Source organism: Bacillus velezensis (assembly GCF_001461825.1).
GTDB lineage: Bacteria > Bacillota > Bacilli > Bacillales > Bacillaceae > Bacillus > Bacillus velezensis.
This window is the reverse complement of sequence record NZ_LLZC01000020.1, coordinates 261,320-278,756: the sequence shown is the minus strand read 5'-3', so window position 1 is coordinate 278,756 and position 17,437 is coordinate 261,320. Positions and strand designations below refer to the sequence as shown.

Annotated in this window: 15 protein-coding genes; 14 read left to right on the top strand and 1 reads right to left on the bottom strand. The window is 45.9% G+C overall.

The window, feature by feature from the left end; genetic code table 11:
* The first annotated feature begins 3 nt into the window (after nt 1-3).
* The 8 genes from AR442_RS16470 to AR442_RS16435 all read left to right on the top strand — a co-directional run bounded on the left by AR442_RS16470 (nt 4) and on the right by AR442_RS16435 (nt 9,892).
* A complete protein-coding gene (locus AR442_RS16470) occupies nt 4-708 on the top strand; it encodes an ABC transporter permease (RefSeq protein WP_053285333.1) in 705 nt (234 codons plus the stop codon).
* Nucleotides 709-728: 20 nt separating this feature from the next.
* On the top strand, nt 729-1,595 hold the full coding sequence (locus AR442_RS16465) for a DUF4097 family beta strand repeat-containing protein (protein WP_053285334.1): 867 nt from the start codon (nt 729-731) through the stop codon (nt 1,593-1,595).
* Nucleotides 1,596-1,786: 191 nt separating this feature from the next.
* Complete coding sequence (locus AR442_RS16460; RefSeq protein ID WP_014419158.1) at nt 1,787-2,485, top strand: response regulator transcription factor; 699 nt, start codon at nt 1,787-1,789, stop codon at nt 2,483-2,485.
* Nucleotide 2,486: 1 nt separating this feature from the next.
* Nucleotides 2,487-3,422, top strand: coding sequence for a sensor histidine kinase (locus tag AR442_RS16455; RefSeq protein WP_053285335.1), 936 nt, complete (start codon nt 2,487-2,489; stop codon nt 3,420-3,422).
* A gap of 231 nt (nt 3,423-3,653) precedes the next feature.
* A complete protein-coding gene (locus AR442_RS16450) occupies nt 3,654-4,940 on the top strand; it encodes a Glu/Leu/Phe/Val family dehydrogenase (RefSeq protein ID WP_014419156.1) in 1,287 nt (428 codons plus the stop codon).
* Nucleotides 4,941-5,147: 207 nt separating this feature from the next.
* The gene (pruA, locus tag AR442_RS16445) at nt 5,148-6,695 is read left to right on the top strand and encodes an L-glutamate gamma-semialdehyde dehydrogenase (protein ID WP_022553947.1); all 1,548 of its coding nucleotides are present in this window, start codon (nt 5,148-5,150) and stop codon (nt 6,693-6,695) included.
* A 71-nt stretch (nt 6,696-6,766) separates the two neighbouring features.
* A complete protein-coding gene (locus AR442_RS16440; protein ID WP_014419154.1) occupies nt 6,767-8,449 on the top strand; it encodes a M20 family metallopeptidase in 1,683 nt (560 codons plus the stop codon).
* 24 nt (nt 8,450-8,473) lie between these two features.
* Nucleotides 8,474-9,892: an amino acid permease gene (locus AR442_RS16435; RefSeq protein WP_012118711.1), complete on the top strand. Its 1,419-nt coding sequence runs from the start codon at nt 8,474-8,476 to the stop codon at nt 9,890-9,892.
* Nucleotides 9,893-9,924: 32 nt separating this feature from the next.
* On the opposite strand, the gene AR442_RS16430 is transcribed toward AR442_RS16435, so the two are convergent.
* On the bottom strand, nt 9,925-11,127 hold the full coding sequence (locus AR442_RS16430) for a multidrug effflux MFS transporter (protein ID WP_014419153.1): 1,203 nt from the start codon (nt 11,125-11,127) through the stop codon (nt 9,925-9,927).
* A gap of 222 nt (nt 11,128-11,349) precedes the next feature.
* On the opposite strand from AR442_RS16430, the gene AR442_RS16425 reads away from it, so the two are divergent.
* The 6 genes from AR442_RS16425 to AR442_RS16400 all read left to right on the top strand — a co-directional run bounded on the left by AR442_RS16425 (nt 11,350) and on the right by AR442_RS16400 (nt 17,436).
* A complete protein-coding gene (locus AR442_RS16425) occupies nt 11,350-12,588 on the top strand; it encodes an MFS transporter (protein WP_053285336.1) in 1,239 nt (412 codons plus the stop codon).
* A 161-nt stretch (nt 12,589-12,749) separates the two neighbouring features.
* A complete protein-coding gene (locus AR442_RS16420; protein WP_017418682.1) occupies nt 12,750-13,364 on the top strand; it encodes a bacilysin biosynthesis protein BacA in 615 nt (204 codons plus the stop codon).
* The gene (gene bacB / locus AR442_RS16415) at nt 13,354-14,064 is read left to right on the top strand and encodes a 3-((4R)-4-hydroxycyclohexa-1,5-dien-1-yl)-2-oxopropanoate isomerase (protein WP_003151000.1); all 711 of its coding nucleotides are present in this window, start codon (nt 13,354-13,356) and stop codon (nt 14,062-14,064) included. The genes AR442_RS16420 and bacB overlap by 11 nt, the downstream gene beginning before the upstream one ends.
* On the top strand, nt 14,061-14,822 hold the full coding sequence (gene bacC / locus AR442_RS16410; RefSeq protein WP_017418684.1) for a dihydroanticapsin 7-dehydrogenase: 762 nt from the start codon (nt 14,061-14,063) through the stop codon (nt 14,820-14,822). The genes bacB and bacC overlap by 4 nt, the downstream gene beginning before the upstream one ends.
* 17 nt (nt 14,823-14,839) lie before the next feature.
* Complete coding sequence (gene bacD / locus AR442_RS16405) at nt 14,840-16,258, top strand: alanine--anticapsin ligase (RefSeq protein ID WP_014419149.1); 1,419 nt, start codon at nt 14,840-14,842, stop codon at nt 16,256-16,258.
* On the top strand, nt 16,255-17,436 hold the full coding sequence (locus AR442_RS16400) for a bacilysin exporter BacE (RefSeq protein ID WP_014419148.1): 1,182 nt from the start codon (nt 16,255-16,257) through the stop codon (nt 17,434-17,436). Before bacD ends, AR442_RS16400 begins: the two co-directional genes overlap by 4 nt.
* Nucleotide 17,437: the final 1 nt, after the last annotated feature.

The window sequence follows — 17,437 nt, the reverse complement described above, 5'->3', positions numbered from 1 at the left end:
AGCATGTTAAAACTTATGAAATTAGAGTACAAAAAACATCACTTATCACAGTATTTTAAATGGGTGGCACTTTGGATATTCATCATCTTTGCCTTAGTGGCTCTTATGGGATGGGAATCTAAAAATGAAAATGAACTTATGTTTCGTGATTATGCAGATTTTATATCTCTAACTAATATTTTAATCAGAATTGTGTTTATTTGTTTTTCTGCTGTGATTTTATCCCGTTTAGTTATTGATGAATATAAAAATAAAACAATACAATTGCTGTTTACTTATCCTTTACAAAGAAAAAAATTAATGCAAGCTAAACTATCTATTGTCTTCCTATTCTGCTTTGTAAGTATTGTTATTGCTACGTTTGTTATTAACTTGTTAATTCTCTTCGTGAGTCCGCACTTATATTTATTCGAGAAGCCTGTTGAAATGAGTGAAGTTATTTCCGCTATGCCATCGACTCTTCTCACCGCTTTTATGATGGGAGGAGTGAGTCTGATTCCTTTATTTTTCGGCATGAGAAAAAAATCAACTTCTGCTACAATCACTTGGGCTGTCATAATCGGGGTCTTTATCAATGCAACAGTTTCCGACGGAGGAGAAACAGTCAGTTTAAGTCAATTTATTATCATTCCAATTATACTTTGTTTATTTGGTTTTTTAGTGGGTTATCTTTCTTACCGTAAGGTGGATCAGAAAGATTTATTGTAGATAAAAGGAGAAATTATACAATGAAGAAGATTATAGCATCATGTGCAGTGTTAATCGTAATCGGCGGAATTGTTTTAATCCTTGATAAGACAGATACAAAAAACTTTAAAAAGAACGTGTCCTACAATGTTGAAAAAATTGATACTTTAAAAGTATATACTGACTCATGGGATGTGAAGTTTAAAAAGAGTAATTCAAATAAGGCAACAATATCTGCTGATGGGAAACAGAAAGATAAGGCTCCAGTTGCATTTCAAGAAAATGGGAGAGATTTGGTCGTTACTCAAAAAGAACAAAAGAATGGCGGCTTTTTGGATGGATTTACTTTTGGGAAGCAGGGCGGCACAATCTATATTAATGTTCCCGATTCAGGTATGAACAATATTGAAATAACCAATAAAGATGGGAATATACAATTAAGTGAAATTTCAGCTGAACATATTGTCGTTGATAATCATTCCGGTGATGAAAAAATCAATAATGTTTCGGCTCATACTGGAAAGTTTTCATCCAAGGATGGGGCGTTAAGCGTTGAAAATAGTTCTTTTGAGAAATTAAATATAACATCTGCAAGCGGCGATAACGAGATGAAGGAAATACATAGTTCCAATGTAAAGGTTACTTCTAAAGATGGAGCGGTTTCAATCAAGGACATAACAGAAGGAACATCTTTATCAGTAAATACGAAATCAGGAGATATAGGTGTATCTTATAAAAAAGCGCCAACTTCACTTGCTGTTTTTGCTCAGAGTAATTCTGATGTAACGTTTGATCTAGATGGGCTTAATAAGAGCCATGATGGCGTAAAACTGAAAAAAGGTGAAATTGGCGCGGGAAGTAATAAAGTGAGTCTATCTAGTGAAGATGGTTCGATAAAGGTGAGATAAAAAGAGAAAAACACAAGACAACAATTCCCGCTATTGAAGAATGGTTGTCTTATTTGTTTGTATTTAAAATGTTTTGGAATATTTATCTCCTTTTGTATAAAAAATAATTATAATGAGATTAATTATCTGTATAATGATTGAAATAAACAGTGAATTAGGAATATCAGTTTTATATTTAAGGAGCGGAAAGCTTGGGTTACAAAATATTAATTGTAGAAGACGACCAATTCATAAGCGATATGGTAAGCGAAAGCTTAACGAAAGAAGGGTTTGAAGTAACAGCAGCTTTTGATGGTGAAGAAGCTTTAGACATATTGAACACCCAAAAGTTTGAGGTTATATTGTTGGATTTAATGCTTCCGAAGATAGATGGGATGGAATGTTTAAGAATGATTCGTTCCAAAAGTATGGTTCCCGTTCTTATCATGTCTGCAAAAGATGAAGATGTAGATAAGGCACTTGGTCTCGGCCTCGGGGCTGATGATTATATTTCTAAACCTTTTTCTATGCTGGAGGTAATAGCCAGAATTAAAGCAACCATTAGAAGAGAAAGACACTATAAGAGCTCCCTGTCTTCAAAGGAAGAAAAAATCATTAAAATAGGTGATTTAAGTGTTGACCTGCATGGCTTTTCTGTTAAAAAATTCAATGAAAAGATTAATCTCACAGCAAAAGAATTTAATATTTTAAAACTCTTTATTTCTAATCCTTCACAAGTATATACTAAGTCTCAACTTTATAAATCCGTATGGGAAGATGAGTATCATGGAGATGAGAATGTAATTAATGTTCATATTAGACGGCTTAGAGAGAAAATTGAGGACGATCCATCTCATCCAATGTACATAAAAACTTTGTGGGGAATCGGTTATAAGTTGGGAGATTTTTAAATTGTTTTATATGTTGGTTATTTTATTCATATGCTCTGCAGCAGTAAATATATTTCTTTTCCGAAGCCGATTAAATCTAAGGACTGAGATTAAATATATAAGAAATAAACTTCGAAAAGTTGTTAATGAAGAGACAGGCGAAAGATTATTGCTTAACACGGAAGATAAATATATAAAATCCTTGTTAATTCAAATAAACCGTCTTTTAGACCATAATCAAAAGATCAAAGGGAACTACAATAGTATTGAACTGTCCATGCGAAAAATGTTATCAAATATTTCACACGATTTAAAGACGCCTTTAACAGTTATACTAGGTTACATTGAAATGATAAATAACGATAAAAGTCTGACTTCGGAAAAGGTTATGAGTTTACTAAAAACAGTTAATTTAAAAACGGTCGAGGTATTAGCGTTAATAAACCGTTTTTTTGAACTTGTAAAATTAGAGTCAGGAGATAAAAAATTAAATTCTTCACGAATTGACATATGTGAAGTCAGCCGAAAAATAATTTTGGATTACTACGAAATTTTAATCAGCAAAGAATTTGAAGTAGTGATTGATATACCCGATGATTCTGTCTTTGTTAGCGGAGATGAAGATGCAATTGAGAGGGTTCTGAATAATTTAATTACGAATGCAATTCAATATGGTTCCGATGGTAAGATGGTGGGTTTAAAGATCAGAATAACTGATAATGATGTTTTTGTAGAAGTATCAGATAAAGGAAAAGGGATAAATGAATTGCATAAAGACCGTGTCTTTGAACGAATGTACACATTGGAGGACTCGAGAAATACCAATTATCAGGGAAGCGGATTGGGGCTGACGATTACTAAGAGATTAGTAGAGCAAATGGAAGGAAGTATATCTCTAAATAGTGTCCCCTTCAAAGAAACAACGTTTTCTGTACGTTTAAGACGTATTAAATTTTAATAAATGCAGTAAGGTTTCTTCTGTATACGTCTTCAAATCCCCTTTCTCTTTAATCTGAGAGGCTGACAACAGCCTCTTTTTTTACACACAAAAACCTGGCATGAATCTTGCATATAAAAAGGGGCGTAACGACAATGTGAAAGGGATTGATGGGTTTTGGTGTAAAAGCGCTTACATTTTGTTCTGCCGGTAATTGAAGCTTACACGTAAAATACGATGAGGTGATAAAACATGTCAGCCAACCCGCTTTCTAAAAGCAATCAGAAAGATGAAGAAAAAGAAGTTCTTAATTTGTTCTTGTCAACACAATCGATCATAAAAGAGGCCCTGCGCAAACTGGGCTATCCTGACAATATGTATGAATTGATGAAAGAGCCGATGCGGCTTTTGACCGTCCGCATCCCCGTCAAAATGGACAATGGCTCAGTACAGGTTTTCACGGGCTACCGCTCACAGCATAATGACGCAGTCGGCCCGACAAAAGGAGGCGTGCGGTTTCATCCGGAAGTCAGTGAAGAAGAGGTTAAGGCGCTTTCGGTCTGGATGACTTTAAAATGCGGCATCACAAATCTTCCTTACGGGGGCGGAAAAGGCGGCATCATCTGTGATCCGCGGACGATGTCATTCGGAGAGCTGGAACGGCTGAGCCGCGGATATGTGCGCGCGATCAGCCAGATCGTCGGTCCGACAAAGGATATTCCGGCTCCCGACGTATATACCAACTCGCAGATTATGGCATGGATGATGGACGAATACAGCCGCCTGAGAGAATTTGATTCACCGGGATTCATTACGGGCAAACCGATCGTTCTCGGCGGTTCACAGGGGCGGGAGACGGCGACCGCGCAAGGCGTCACGATTTGTATTGAGGAAGCCGTTAAGAAAAAAGGGATTCCATTGGAAAATGCGCGGATCATCATTCAGGGGTTCGGAAATGCGGGGAGCTTTCTCGCTAAATTTATGCATGACGCCGGCGCCAAGGTGATCGGCATCTCAGACGCCCACGGCGCTTTGTATGACCCTGACGGCCTTGACATTGATTACCTGCTGGATAAGCGGGACAGCTTCGGCACGGTGACGAATCTCTTCTCGGATGTCATAACGAACCGGGAGCTGCTGGAAAAGGACTGTGATATTCTCGTGCCTGCCGCAATCTCCAATCAGATTACGGCTGAAAACGCCCATCACATTAAAGCCTCAATCATTGTGGAGGCGGCGAACGGGCCGACAACGATAGACGCCACGAAAATCCTGAATGAAAGAGGCGTGCTTCTCGTGCCGGATATTTTGGCAAGCGCCGGCGGCGTGACGGTGTCTTATTTTGAATGGGTGCAAAATAATCAAGGCTTTTACTGGTCTGAGGAGGAAGTCGCCGGAAAACTGCGCAGCGTCATGGTGAATTCGTTTGAATCCATTTATCAGACAGCGCATACCCACAAAGTCGATATGCGTTTGGCCGCCTATATGACGGGCATCAGAAAGTCGGCTGAAGCGGCCCGGTTCCGCGGCTGGGTATAAGTGTTATCCGCAAAGAGATTTTGCATCAGTTAGCTAGCAGATCGCAAAATTTCTTTGCTTTTTCAGATTGCAGCTGACAAATTCGGACAAGCTTCGTCCGCTTTCGGCAAAGATTTTCTTATTTTTATCACAAATTGCTATGCTGGTATGCTTCTTGCATCTTCATAAAGCGTGAGCACACATTACAAAATACGGGGAGGAATTCTAATGACAGTTTCATACGCACACGAACCATTTACAAATTTTCAGGAAGAGACAAATAAACAATCGTTTCAGGAAGCGCTGGCTTATGTGAATTCACAGCTCGGCAAGCATTATCCGCTTATCATCAACGGTGAAGCGATTGAAACGGATAAAAAGATCATTTCCGTCAATCCGGCAGATAAAAAAGAAGTGATCGGTTCTGTATCGGCAGCCGGAAAAGAACTTGCGGAAAAGGCCATGCTGGCTGCGCTGCAGGCATTTCAAACATGGAAAAAAGTACGGCCGGAACACCGCGCGAATGTTCTGTTTAAAGCGGCGGCGATCATCCGCAGAAGAAAGCACGAATTCTCCGCGTATCTAGTGAAAGAAGCCGGAAAACCGTGGAAGGAAGCGGATGCTGATACGGCGGAAGCGATCGACTTTTTAGAGTATTATGCCCGTCAGATGCTGAAACTGAAAGACGGTTCCCCTGTAAAGAGCCGTGACGGAGAATTTAATCAGTATCACTATGAGCCGCTTGGGGTGGGAATCGTCATTTCTCCATTCAACTTCCCGCTTGCGATCATGGCGGGAACGGCGGCGGCAGCCATCGTAACAGGCAACACGATACTGCTGAAACCGGCGGATGCGGCGCCTGTCGTGGCGGCGAAATTTGTTGAAGTGATGAAAGAAGCGGGCCTGCCGGACGGCGTGCTCCAATTCATACCGGGCGACGGAGGAGAAATCGGCGACTATCTGGTTGAGCATCCGAAGACGAGATTTGTGTCGTTTACAGGCTCCCGCGCGGTCGGATGCCGCATCTATGAACGCGCCGCAAAAGTACAGCCGGGCCAAAAGTGGCTGAAACGGGTCATTGCTGAAATGGGAGGGAAAGATACGGTGCTTGTAGACAGAGATGCTGATCTTGATCTTGCCGCTTCCTCAATCGTGTATTCCGCCTTCGGATTCTCAGGCCAAAAATGTTCAGCCGGTTCGCGTGCGGTCATTCATCAGGACGTCTATGATGAAGTTGTTGAAAAAGCCGTCGCTTTAACAAAATCACTCACCGTCGGAAGTCCGGAAGATTTTGATACATACATGGGGCCAGTCATCCACGAAGCATCTTATAATAAAGTCATGAGGTATATCGAAATCGGCAAAACAGAAGGAAAACTCCTGACGGGAGGCGAAGGTGATGATTCAAAAGGATACTTTATTCAGCCGACCATTTTTGCGGATGTTGATGAAAACGCCCGCCTGATGCAGGAGGAAATTTTCGGGCCGGTCGTCGCGATCTCAAAAGCCCGTGATTTCGACCATATGCTTGAGATTGCCAATAATACCGATTACGGACTGACGGGCGCTCTGTTATCAAAAACCCGCGCGCACATTGAACGCGCCCGCGAAGATTTTCACGTCGGGAATCTATACTTCAACCGCGGCTGTACAGGAGCGATTGTCGGATACCAGCCGTTCGGCGGCTTCAATATGTCAGGAACCGATTCAAAAGCCGGAGGACCTGACTATCTGATTCTTCATATGCAGGCAAAAACAACGTCTGAAGCCTATTAATCTTTCGGAAATAGCGCGATGAAAAAGAGAGTCGCGCTATTTTCTCTATATGAGGGTAAGGAGGATGGAACATGTATCAGCAGCTCAGCAAAATGCTTCCGGAGGAGAAAATAGAAGCCATTACGAAATCACTGGTGGCGTTAAACAGCATCAACGGCACATTGGGAGAAGGAAAAAAAGCCGACTATATCAAAGATATGATCAAGAGCTTTCCCTACTTTCAGGAGAACCCGTCACATGTGTGGGAGCAGGCGATTCCAGAGGACCCTTACGGCCGCAAAAATATTTTCGCATTTATTGAGGGAAACGGCGACAGCCTGAATACGGTCATTTATCACGCTCATCTTGATACGGTCGGCATCGAGGATTTCGGCCCTTTAAAAGATATCGCTTTTGATTCCGACCGTCTCGCGGAGTATTTCTCAAACTATGAATTTGATCGTGATGTGCAGCGGGACGCCCGCTCAGGCGAGTGGATGTTCGGAAGGGGTTCGGTTGATATGCAGAGCGGTATTGCCGTTCATCTCGCCAATCTGCTTCACTTTTCTGAGCGGCGCGATCAGCTGCCGGGCCATATTCTGTTCATGGCAAACCCGGATGAAGAAAGCCAGCATTCCGGCATTTTAACCAGCATTTCTGAATTAAAACGGCTGAAACAAGAAAAGCAGCTTCGTTATTTAGCAGCGATTAATAACGACTTCATCACGCCGCTGTATGAGGGTGACACGACAAGGTACATCTACACGGGCGCGGCAGGGAAGCTTTTGCCTTGCTTTGCGATTTACGGGCGGGAGGTGCATGTCGGAGATACGCTGTCCGGCATCGACCCGAATTTGATCGCGTCAGAAATCACCAGAAGAATTCACAACAATATTCATATGGCGGAAAACATTGAGGGAGAGCTTGTGCTTCCGCCGACCTGCCTCTACCTGCGTGACAACAAGGAAGCGTATAACGTGCAGACCGCCGTCAGCAGCTATGTCTATTTTAATTATTTTATTTACGAGAAAACCGCCAAAGAAGTCATGGATCAGCTGACTGCGGTGGCTGACGAAGCCTGCAAAGAGACAGAACGAAAATTATCTGATTATTACGATGAATACTGTGAGAGAACGAGCCTGCCGAAAAAAGAGATGTCATGGAACGTTCAAGTGTACAGTCTGGAAGATTATCTGAAAAGGCTGAGAAGCCGCGGGATAGACCCGGCGCAGTGTATCGAGCAGGCATTTAAAACATATGAACATCTTGAACTGCGGATGAGATGCTTTAAAGCCGTCGAGGAACTGCAAAAACTCGATCCTGAGCAGGGAGCCAAGGTCATTATTTTCTATGCGCCGCCTTACCTTCCGCACAATTATCTGAAGGAAGAAAGCACACGGGACCGGCTTTTGCAGCATGTCATTCAAGAAGCCGTCGATAAAACAGCTGCATCAACCGGAGAAACATTCGTCTTTAAAAAGTTTTTCCCTTATTTAGCGGACGGAAGCTTTTTATCGCTGCATGAAACAGACGAGGAGGTCTCCGCCTTTACAGATAATTTTCCGGGATGGGATGTCATCGGGACGATTCCTTTTAAAGAAATCAGGGAATTGAATATTCCGTCGGTCAATATAGGGGTATACGGAAAGGACGGCCATAAATGGACGGAACGCGTGTACAAGCCGTACACATTCCATGTGCTGCCGGAGCTCATTCAGCAGACGACAATGCACCTTTTGCACAGCTACCGACTAGACATACGCACAAATGGCTGACATAACGGAATAAGGGGGATGTATATGCAGGGAGATACCAATCAAACTGAATTGCAGCGCACGATGAAGGGCCGGCATTTGTTTATGATCGCCCTCGGCGGCGTGATCGGGACGGGGCTTTTTCTGGGCTCCGGTTTTACGATCAGTGAAGCGGGACCGATCGGCGCGATATTGGCTTATGTGATCGGCGGATTTTTAATGTATCTGGTGATGCTTTGTTTGGGGGAGCTCGCGGTCGCCATGCCGGTTGCAGGATCATTTCAGGCGTATGCCGCAAAGTTTCTCGGGCCGTCGACGGGTTTTACGATCGGATGGATGTACGCATTCAGCTGGGCCAATACAGTGGGGCTTGAACTGACGTCGGCGGGGATTTTAATGCAGCGGTGGTTTCCGGCCGTTCCGATTTGGGTGTGGTGCCTGGTATTCGGCGTCGTCATTTTTTCCATTAACGCGCTGTCTGCGCGGAGTTTTGCGGAAATGGAATTTTGGTTTTCCAGCATTAAGGTCATGGCCATTGTATTGTTTATTATTCTCGGCTGCGCTGCGGTATTCGGCTTTGTCGGTTTTAACGGCGGGCAGACGGCTCCGTATCTGTCAAACTTTACGACGGACAAAGGGCTTTTCCCGAACGGCGCCCAAGCCGTGCTGTTTACCCTTGTCATGGTGAATTTTTCATTCCAGGGCACCGAACTGGTCGGAATCGCCTCGGGAGAAAGCGAAAATCCGGAAAAGACGCTTCCCCGCTCGATCCGAAACGTCATATGGCGGACGCTGTTTTTCTTCGTGCTGGCGATGTTTGTTCTCGTGTCCATTTTGCCGTACCAAACGGCAGGTGTCATCGAAAGCCCGTTTGTGGCTGTGCTGGATAAAATCGGCGTTCCCTATGCGGCTGATATCATGAACTTTGTCATTCTGACCGCCATGCTGTCGGTGGCGAATTCCGGGCTGTACGCTTCGTCCAGAATGATGTGGTCCCTGTCAAAAACTAAGATGGGCCCCGCTTCCTTAACGAAACTGACGAAAAAAGGCGTGCCTCTGAAAGCTCTTTCCATCACCATCGCTATCTCCGGTTTATCCCTGCTGACAAGTGTATTCGCGGCTGAAACGGTGTATGTGTGGCTCATTTCCATCTCCGGTATGATTACCGTCGTCGCGTGGATGTCAATCTGCGCTTCACAATTCGTTTTCCGGAGACGCTTTCTCGCTGAAGGAGGAAATCTGAAAGACCTGGCGTTTAAAACGCCTCTTTATCCGATCGTGCCGATTCTCGGATTTTCGGTTTACGGTCTTATCTTAATCAGTCTCATTTTTATCCCCGACCAGCGTATCGGTCTGTACTGCGGCGTCCCGCTGATGATCATCTGTTACGCGTATTATCACTTCGGTATCAAAAAACGCCTGAAGCGTGAGCCGGCTTCTTCGGAAAAAGGCGCTGCCGGATAAGAAAAAAAGCCCTCCGCTTAAAGCGGCGGGCTTTACTTTGTTTTCCGTTTTGCCGACAGCACATAGGATAGAACGGCACAGAACTCAAAACCGAAAATGCTGACGGCCATCGGCCAGGCATTTTCTTCTCCGGCAATACCGACAAGGGGAGCGGCAGCCGCACCGCCGATAAAGGGCAGGAGTCCGAGAAGAGCCGCAGCGCTTCCCGCGCCTTTCTCCTGTTTCTGCATAGCCAGAGAAAACCCCGTCGTCGTGACGATCCCGACAGAAGAAACAATGATGAATAAAGAAATGCAGACCGCCGTCAGGCCTAAACCAAACGCAAGTGATAAAAGCAAAGCGATGCTTCCGATGACGGCGATCAACAGCCCGGAGACAAACAGCTTCCGTTCATCATGTGTTTTGGCCATCCGTCCGGTGATTTGGGTGGCGCATATGATTCCCGCACCGTTTACGGCGAACAGCAGGCTGAACATTTGCGCTGATACGCCGTAGATGTTTTGCAGTACAAACGGTGACCCGGCAATATATGCGAACATGCCGGTCATCACAAATGCCTGGCTGAGCGCAAATCCCATAAACATCCGGTCGCCAAGCAGGCCGCGAAACGTCATCAGCGTCTCCCGGAGTCCGCCGCTTGTCCGCTTTTCCGGCGGAAGTGATTCAGGCAACGCCGTAAGCACGGCGGCAGAAATGATACAGCCGATCACCGCCAGCACGATAAATACGATTTTCCAGCCGGCGAACTGAAGGATAAATCCCCCTGTAATCGGCGCTAAAATCGGCGCCGCCCCATTGACGAGCATCAGTAATGAGAAAAAAGCCGTCAATTCTTTTCCGGAATACATATCGCGTGCGGAAGCCCGTGCGATGACGATTCCGGCCGCCCCGGTGAATCCTTGAATAAACCTCATGACAATTAAAAACGAAACAGAAGGGCTGAAGGCGCATAATAAAGAAGACAGCGTATAAAGCAGCAATGACAGAATCAGCGGCTTCCGGCGCCCGATCATATCACTGAGCGGCCCGACAACGATCTGCCCGACCGCCAGCCCCAAAAGACAAAACGTCAGGCTCAGCTGCGCAAGTGACGCTGTCGTATGAAGATCGGCCGCCACTTCAGGCAAAGCGGGCAGATACATATCGAGCGAAAGCGGCCCGAATGAAGCGAGCGTCCCGAGAATCAGTACCATGCCGAGGCCTGCGCGGGCGGCCTTTGAATCAGCGTTATTCATTCCATGACCCCCACCTTAACAAATGATTCTATCACTATAGCATAACCGGACGGCGTATTTTATATTATTTGTTGAATATAAACTAAATATTTTATTTAAAATCTGAATGTAAATAAAAAATCAGAATTGGTTTTCATGTGAAATGTAAAATGAAACATAAGGATGCTAAACTATAAAACAACAAAAGGTAGAAAAGTTTTACGGAAGAGGTGTTCAAAGAGCATGAACAGCAAACAAACCGATCACATCGAAACGAAACGCCGATTTCCGATCTGTCTCGCGCTTGCTTTGACATTAGGCGTATTTGCCGCGGGTTCTGAAGAGCTGGTGATTTCTCCGCTGCTTCCGGATTTAGCGCGGGCTTTCAGCTCGGATGTCAGTGTGCTGGCGCTTTCCATCAGTATTTACGGAGTGATGATTTTTATCGGCGCGCCGCTTCTCGTTCCGCTGGGAGATAAATATTCCCGGGAGCTCAGCCTGATGGCGGGGCTGCTTATATTTACGGCCGGCACGGTGATCTGCGCGCTGGCGCACAATCTCTTTTTCTTCTTTCTGGGCAGGGCGCTTTCCGGGCTTGCGGCGGGTGCGTTTGTGCCGACAGCTTATGCGGTGGTCGGCGACCGTGTGCCTTATGCGTACCGCGGCAAGGTGATGGGTCTGATCGTGTCAAGCTGGTCGCTCGCTTTGATTTTCGGCGTTCCGATCGGCTCTTTTATCGGCGGCGTTTTGAATTGGCGGTGGACGTTTTGGATTTTCGCCCTCATGTCTGTCCTCGTTGCTTCGCTCATTTTCATTGAGGCGCGCCGCAGTACGGAGGATGGGGATAAAACAGAAGAGGAAAACGGACGGCAGGCAGGCACTTTCCGGGATGCGCTGAAGGTGCCCCGTGTCCCTGTATACCTCACGATCACTTTTTGCAACATGATCGGTTTTTACGGCATGTATTCCTTTCTCGGCACCTATCTTCACCGCGTGCTGCCGGGGGGAAATACAGCTTCAGGGCTGCTGATCATGGTGTACGGAATCGGTTTTTCCATGAGCGTGTTCACCGGAAAAATTGCAGATAAAGCGGGGAAAATGCGCTCTTTGATCGCGGCATTGGCCGTGATCAGCATATGGCTTTCCTGTCTCGCCTATGCGCCGTCATCAATGCCGTTTTTGGTCATCGGGTTATTCGTCTGGGGATTGATGCAAAGCCTGACGGTGACCTTGCTCAGCACCATTTTAAGTGATTGCTCACAGAGCCGCCGGGGCAAAATCATGGCATTTTACAGCCTGGCGTCCAATTTGGCCGTCACCTTGGGTTCTGCTGTCATGGGTCCAGTCTATGTCGGATACGGATATGCAGCTGTCGGATTTATCTGTGCGGCCGTCACCCTCATCGGTTTTGTCCTCAGCGTTTTCGCATACAGAAGGTATGGGAAATATGAGCATCAGGCCGACCAATCATTGTATCGGTAAAATAAAGTTTCTATAATTTTGTAAATGTTAATTTTTAACACCTTATATCTTAAGGTGTTTTTTAATATATAGGAATAATTATCAATATTTTCAAATAATATTGACAGCTTGAACGTCTATGGATAATATTTACTTAAAATTTAACAGATTGGTTGGTGCTCATGATTATATTGGATAATAGCATTCAAACGAAAAGCAAGGCTTATTCAATATCTAAACTGATTACGATCAACACGCTCGGTCCTGAAGGGACAAGCAGTGAGTACGCAGCAAAAAACTTCATCACCAATTTTACCCTTCTCCAAGGGGTGAACAGTAAATTATCACTGCATGATACATTTGAATCGTGCATTGAAAAAACGCTTCAAAGTCCGCTGGAATACACAATTGTGCCTCACGCGTATGACGGCATTAAGCACTTCTACATGAGACCGGATCTGCAGCTTCTGCAAATTTTCAGGTGCGACACCCCGATGTACGGCCTGGCTGTCCGGCCCGGTTTTGAATATACGGATGACATGCTTGATAAGGCTGTCATCGTATCCCACCCGTCTCCTATCAATTTGATTAAGTATTTTACCCGTAAAGATGTCACGTTTGATCTGGTGAACTCAACGAGCGCAGCCGCGAAAAGAGTGAAGGACGGTTTGTCCGACATCGCGCTGACAAATGAGCTGGCCAGACAAAAGTACGGCCTTCACTTTGTCAAAACATTTAAAAGCATTCCCATGAGCTGGTCATTATTCGGAAAAGGAGAGATTCATGATGAAAACTGAACAAGATTTGCAGGAACTTTATTTCCCGACGCCTAAATTAATAGAATGGGATAACGGAGTAAGACAATATTCGTCCGTCAGAGGCGATACGGAAGTTCTGCTTTCTTACGTTCCGCCGCATACAAACGTGGAACCGCATCAGCATAAGGAAGTCCAAATCGGCCTTGTCGTTTCCGGCGAGCTGTCCATGACTGTCGGAGATGTCACAAGAAAGATGACCGCGCTGGAATCAGCCTATATCGCGCCTCCTAACGTGCCTCACGGCGCAAGAAATGAGACGGATCAAGAAGTGATCGCCATTGATATTAAACGCCTGAAAGCCGGTGAAACCTACACAAGCCCCGAGGACTATTTTTTGAATATTTTTAAAACGAGAGACTTATTGCCTGGGATGGAAGTCACGTTCTTCGTGGAAGACTGGGTGGAAATCATGCTTGCCAACATTCCGGGCAATGGAGGAGAAATGCCGTTTCATAAACACCGCAATGAACAGATCGGCATCTGCATCGGCGGCGGCTATGATATGACCATTGAAGGCTGCAAAGTGGATATGACATTCGGCACAGCTTATTTCTGCGATCCGAGAGAAGATCACGGCGCCATCAACAGATTTGAAAAAGATTCAAAATCAGTCAATATCTTTTTCCCTCCGCGCTATAACAGAGCAAAAGCGAAAAAATTAGAGGCGAAAGAGTCATGAACCTGACGGATAAAACCGTCCTCATCACAGGGGGCGCATCAGGCATCGGTTATGCCGCGGTTCAGGCGTTTCTGAATCAGCAGGCGAATGTGGTCGTCGCGGATATTGATGAGGCGCAGGGAGAAGCGATGATCCGGAAAGAAAACAATGACAGGCTGCACTTTGTCCGGACGGATATTACAGATGAACCGGCATGTCAAAACGCCATCCGGTCAGCGGTTGACAAGTTCGGCGGATTGGATGTGTTAATCAATAACGCCGGCATCGAAATTGTCGCGCCGATTCATGAGATGGAGCTGAGCGATTGGAACAAGGTGCTTAATGTCAATCTGACGGGCATGTTTCTTATGAGCAAGCACGCGCTCAAGTATATGCTCAAAAGCGGCAAGGGCAATATCATTAACACGTGCTCCGTCGGAGGAGTCGTTGCATGGCCCGACATTCCCGCATATAACGCCTCTAAAGGCGGCGTATTGCAGCTGACGCGTTCGATGGCCGTCGATTACGCCAAACACAACATCCGCGTCAATTGCGTGTGCCCGGGAATCATTGACACACCTTTGAATGAAAAGTCGTTCCTTGAAAACAACGAAGGCACGCTTGAAGAAATCAAAAAAGAAAAAGCGAAAGTCAATCCGCTGCTGAGACTCGGCAAGCCTGAAGAAATAGCGAACGTCATGCTGTTTCTCGCGTCGGATTTATCAAGCTATATGACCGGAAGCGCGATCACCGCAGACGGTGGATACACCGCACAATAGAGAAGGAGTGTTTACATATGGAGAGAAAAACAGTATTGGTCATTGCTGATCTTGGAGGCTGCCCGCCGCACATGTTTTATAAAAGCGCTGCTGAAAAATATAACCTGGTCAGCTTTATTCCAAGGCCTTTTGCAATTACAGCCTCTCATGCAGCTTTGATTGAAAAATACTCGGTCGCGGTCATTAAAGATAAAGACTATTTTAAGAGTCTGGCTGATTTTGAGCATCCCGATTCGATTTACTGGGCTCATGAAGATCATGACAAACCTGAGGAAGAAGTAGTCGAAGAAATCGTCAAGGTGGCCGGCATGTTCGCGGTTGACGCCATTACGACCAACAATGAACTGTTTATCGCTCCGATGGCAAAAGCGTGTGAACGTCTCGGCCTGCGGGGAGCGGGCGTACAGGCCGCTGAAAATGCCAGAGATAAAAACAAAATGAGAGCCGCCTTCAACCGGGCCGGCGTCAAATCCATCAAAAACAAACGGGTGACGACGCTGGAAGATTTCCGCGCCGCGCTTCAGGAAATCGGAACGCCGCTCATTCTGAAGCCTACATATCTGGCGAGCTCCATCGGCGTGACGCTTATCAAAGAGATGGAAACGGCCGAAGCCGAATTTAACAGAGTCAATGAATACCTGAAGTCGATCAACGTACCGAAAGCGGTCACGTTTGAAGCGCCGTTTATCGCGGAAGAATTTTTGCAGGGCGAGTATGACGACTGGTACGAAACAAGCGGTTATTCCGACTATATCAGCATAGAAGGCATCATGGCCGACGGGGAATACTTCCCTGTCGCGATTCATGATAAAACACCGCAAATCGGATTCACGGAGACATCGCATATTACGCCGTCCATCCTGGATGATGACGCGAAGCGAAAAATCGTCGAAGCAGCCAAAAAGGCGAATGAAGGACTAGGCCTCGAAAACTGCGCAACACATACAGAGATTAAATTAATGAAAAACCGGGAAGCCGGACTGATTGAATCAGCGGCACGATTTGCGGGCTGGAACATGATTCCGAATATTAAAAAGGTCTTCGGCGTCGATATGGCGCAGCTGTTATTGGATGTTCTCTGTTTCGGAAAAGAAGCCGATCTGCCGAAAGGATTATTGGAGCAGGAGCCATGCTATGTCGCCGACTGCCACTTGTATCCTCAGCATTTCAAAGAGAACGGCCAGCTGCCTGAGACGGCTGTCGATTTCGTCATTGAAAGCATTGACATTCCCGACGGCGTCTTAAAGGGAGACACCGAAATCGTTTCTTTCTCGGCGGCCGAGGCGGGTACGTCCGTGGATCTGCGGCTGTTCGAAGCGTTCAACAGCATTGCGGCGTTCGAGCTGAAAGGAAGCAATTCGGGTGACGTGGCCGAATCAATCAAACAAATTCAGCAGCAGGCGAAGCTGACTGCAAAGTATGCGTTACCGGTATGAAACAGCTGAAACCGAACTCTAAGTATTTGCTTTTCGGGCAGGCGCTTTCGTTTATGGGAGACTATTGCGTTCTCCCGGCCCTGCTCATTTTGTCTACATACTATCACGACTACTGGGTGACGTCCGGCGTCATCGCGGTCCGCAGTATTCCGATGGTGTTTCAGCCGTTTTTAGGCGTGCTCGTGGACCGGCTCGACAGGGTGAAAATCATGCTGTGGACGGATGTGATCAGAGGTATCATCTTTTTGGGGCTGACATTTCTCCCGAAAGGCGAATATCCGCTGCTTTTTCTGGCGCTGCTGTTTGTTTCTTACGGAAGCGGCGTGTTTTTTAATCCGGCACGTCTCGCGGTCATGTCGTCTTTAGAAGCGGATATTAAAAATATCAACACTTTGTTTGCAAAAGCCACGACGATTTCGATTATTGTCGGCGCTGCAGCCGGCGGACTTTTTCTGTTAGGCGGTTCTGTGGAGCTTGCCGTCGCGTTTAACGGGGTGACCTATCTTGTCTCCGCGTTTTTCATCAGCCGCATTAAGCTTCAATACGTGCCGATTCAGTCAGAAAACGTGAGAGAAGCTTTTCAGTCGTTTAAAGAAGGCCTGAAGGAAATCAAAACAAATGCTTTTGTGTTAAACGCCATGTTCACGATGATTACGATGGCGCTTTTGTGGGGTGTCGTCTACAGCTATTTCCCGATTGTCAGCCGCTTTTTAGGCGACGGGGAAATCGGCAATTTCATCCTGACGTTCTGCATCGGCTTCGGCGGCTTTATCGGCGCCGCTCTTGTCAGCAAATGGGGCTTTAACAACAATAAAGGGCTGATGTATTTTACAGTGTTATCGATCGTCTCGCTTGCGCTGTTTTTGTTTACCCCGATTTTCGCCGTGTCAGTCATTGCCGCCATTCTTTTCTTTATCGCAATGGAATACGGTGAGGTGCTGGCGAAGGTCAAAGTTCAGGAGAACGCGGCGAACCAGATTCAGGGCCGGATTTTTTCGGTGGCGGAGGCCTCCATCGGATTGTGCATCGCCGTCGGTTCCATGCTGATCAACATTGTAGACGCGGCAGTCATCATGGCGTTTATCGTCCTTTTGGTCAGCGGACTGTTTCTGCATACAAAACTGGTCAATAAATCCTTTTCAGAACGGAATAACGAATCAGAGCAAATTCATTTATAAG

Coding starts and splice junctions, on each gene's coding strand:
- bacD (WP_014419149.1), top strand. CDS start 14,840: ATGGAGAGAAAAACAGTATTGGTCATTGCTGATCTTGGAGGCTGCCCG.
- AR442_RS16400 (WP_014419148.1), top strand. CDS start 16,255: ATGAAACAGCTGAAACCGAACTCTAAGTATTTGCTTTTCGGGCAGGCG.
- bacB (WP_003151000.1), top strand. CDS start 13,354: ATGAAAACTGAACAAGATTTGCAGGAACTTTATTTCCCGACGCCTAAA.
- AR442_RS16430 (WP_014419153.1), bottom strand. CDS start 11,127: ATGAATAACGCTGATTCAAAGGCCGCCCGCGCAGGCCTCGGCATGGTA.
- pruA (WP_022553947.1), top strand. CDS start 5,148: ATGACAGTTTCATACGCACACGAACCATTTACAAATTTTCAGGAAGAG.
- bacC (WP_017418684.1), top strand. CDS start 14,061: ATGAACCTGACGGATAAAACCGTCCTCATCACAGGGGGCGCATCAGGC.
- AR442_RS16420 (WP_017418682.1), top strand. CDS start 12,750: ATGATTATATTGGATAATAGCATTCAAACGAAAAGCAAGGCTTATTCA.
- AR442_RS16425 (WP_053285336.1), top strand. CDS start 11,350: ATGAACAGCAAACAAACCGATCACATCGAAACGAAACGCCGATTTCCG.
- AR442_RS16470 (WP_053285333.1), top strand. CDS start 4: ATGTTAAAACTTATGAAATTAGAGTACAAAAAACATCACTTATCACAG.
- AR442_RS16450 (WP_014419156.1), top strand. CDS start 3,654: ATGTCAGCCAACCCGCTTTCTAAAAGCAATCAGAAAGATGAAGAAAAA.
- AR442_RS16465 (WP_053285334.1), top strand. CDS start 729: ATGAAGAAGATTATAGCATCATGTGCAGTGTTAATCGTAATCGGCGGA.
- AR442_RS16435 (WP_012118711.1), top strand. CDS start 8,474: ATGCAGGGAGATACCAATCAAACTGAATTGCAGCGCACGATGAAGGGC.
- AR442_RS16440 (WP_014419154.1), top strand. CDS start 6,767: ATGTATCAGCAGCTCAGCAAAATGCTTCCGGAGGAGAAAATAGAAGCC.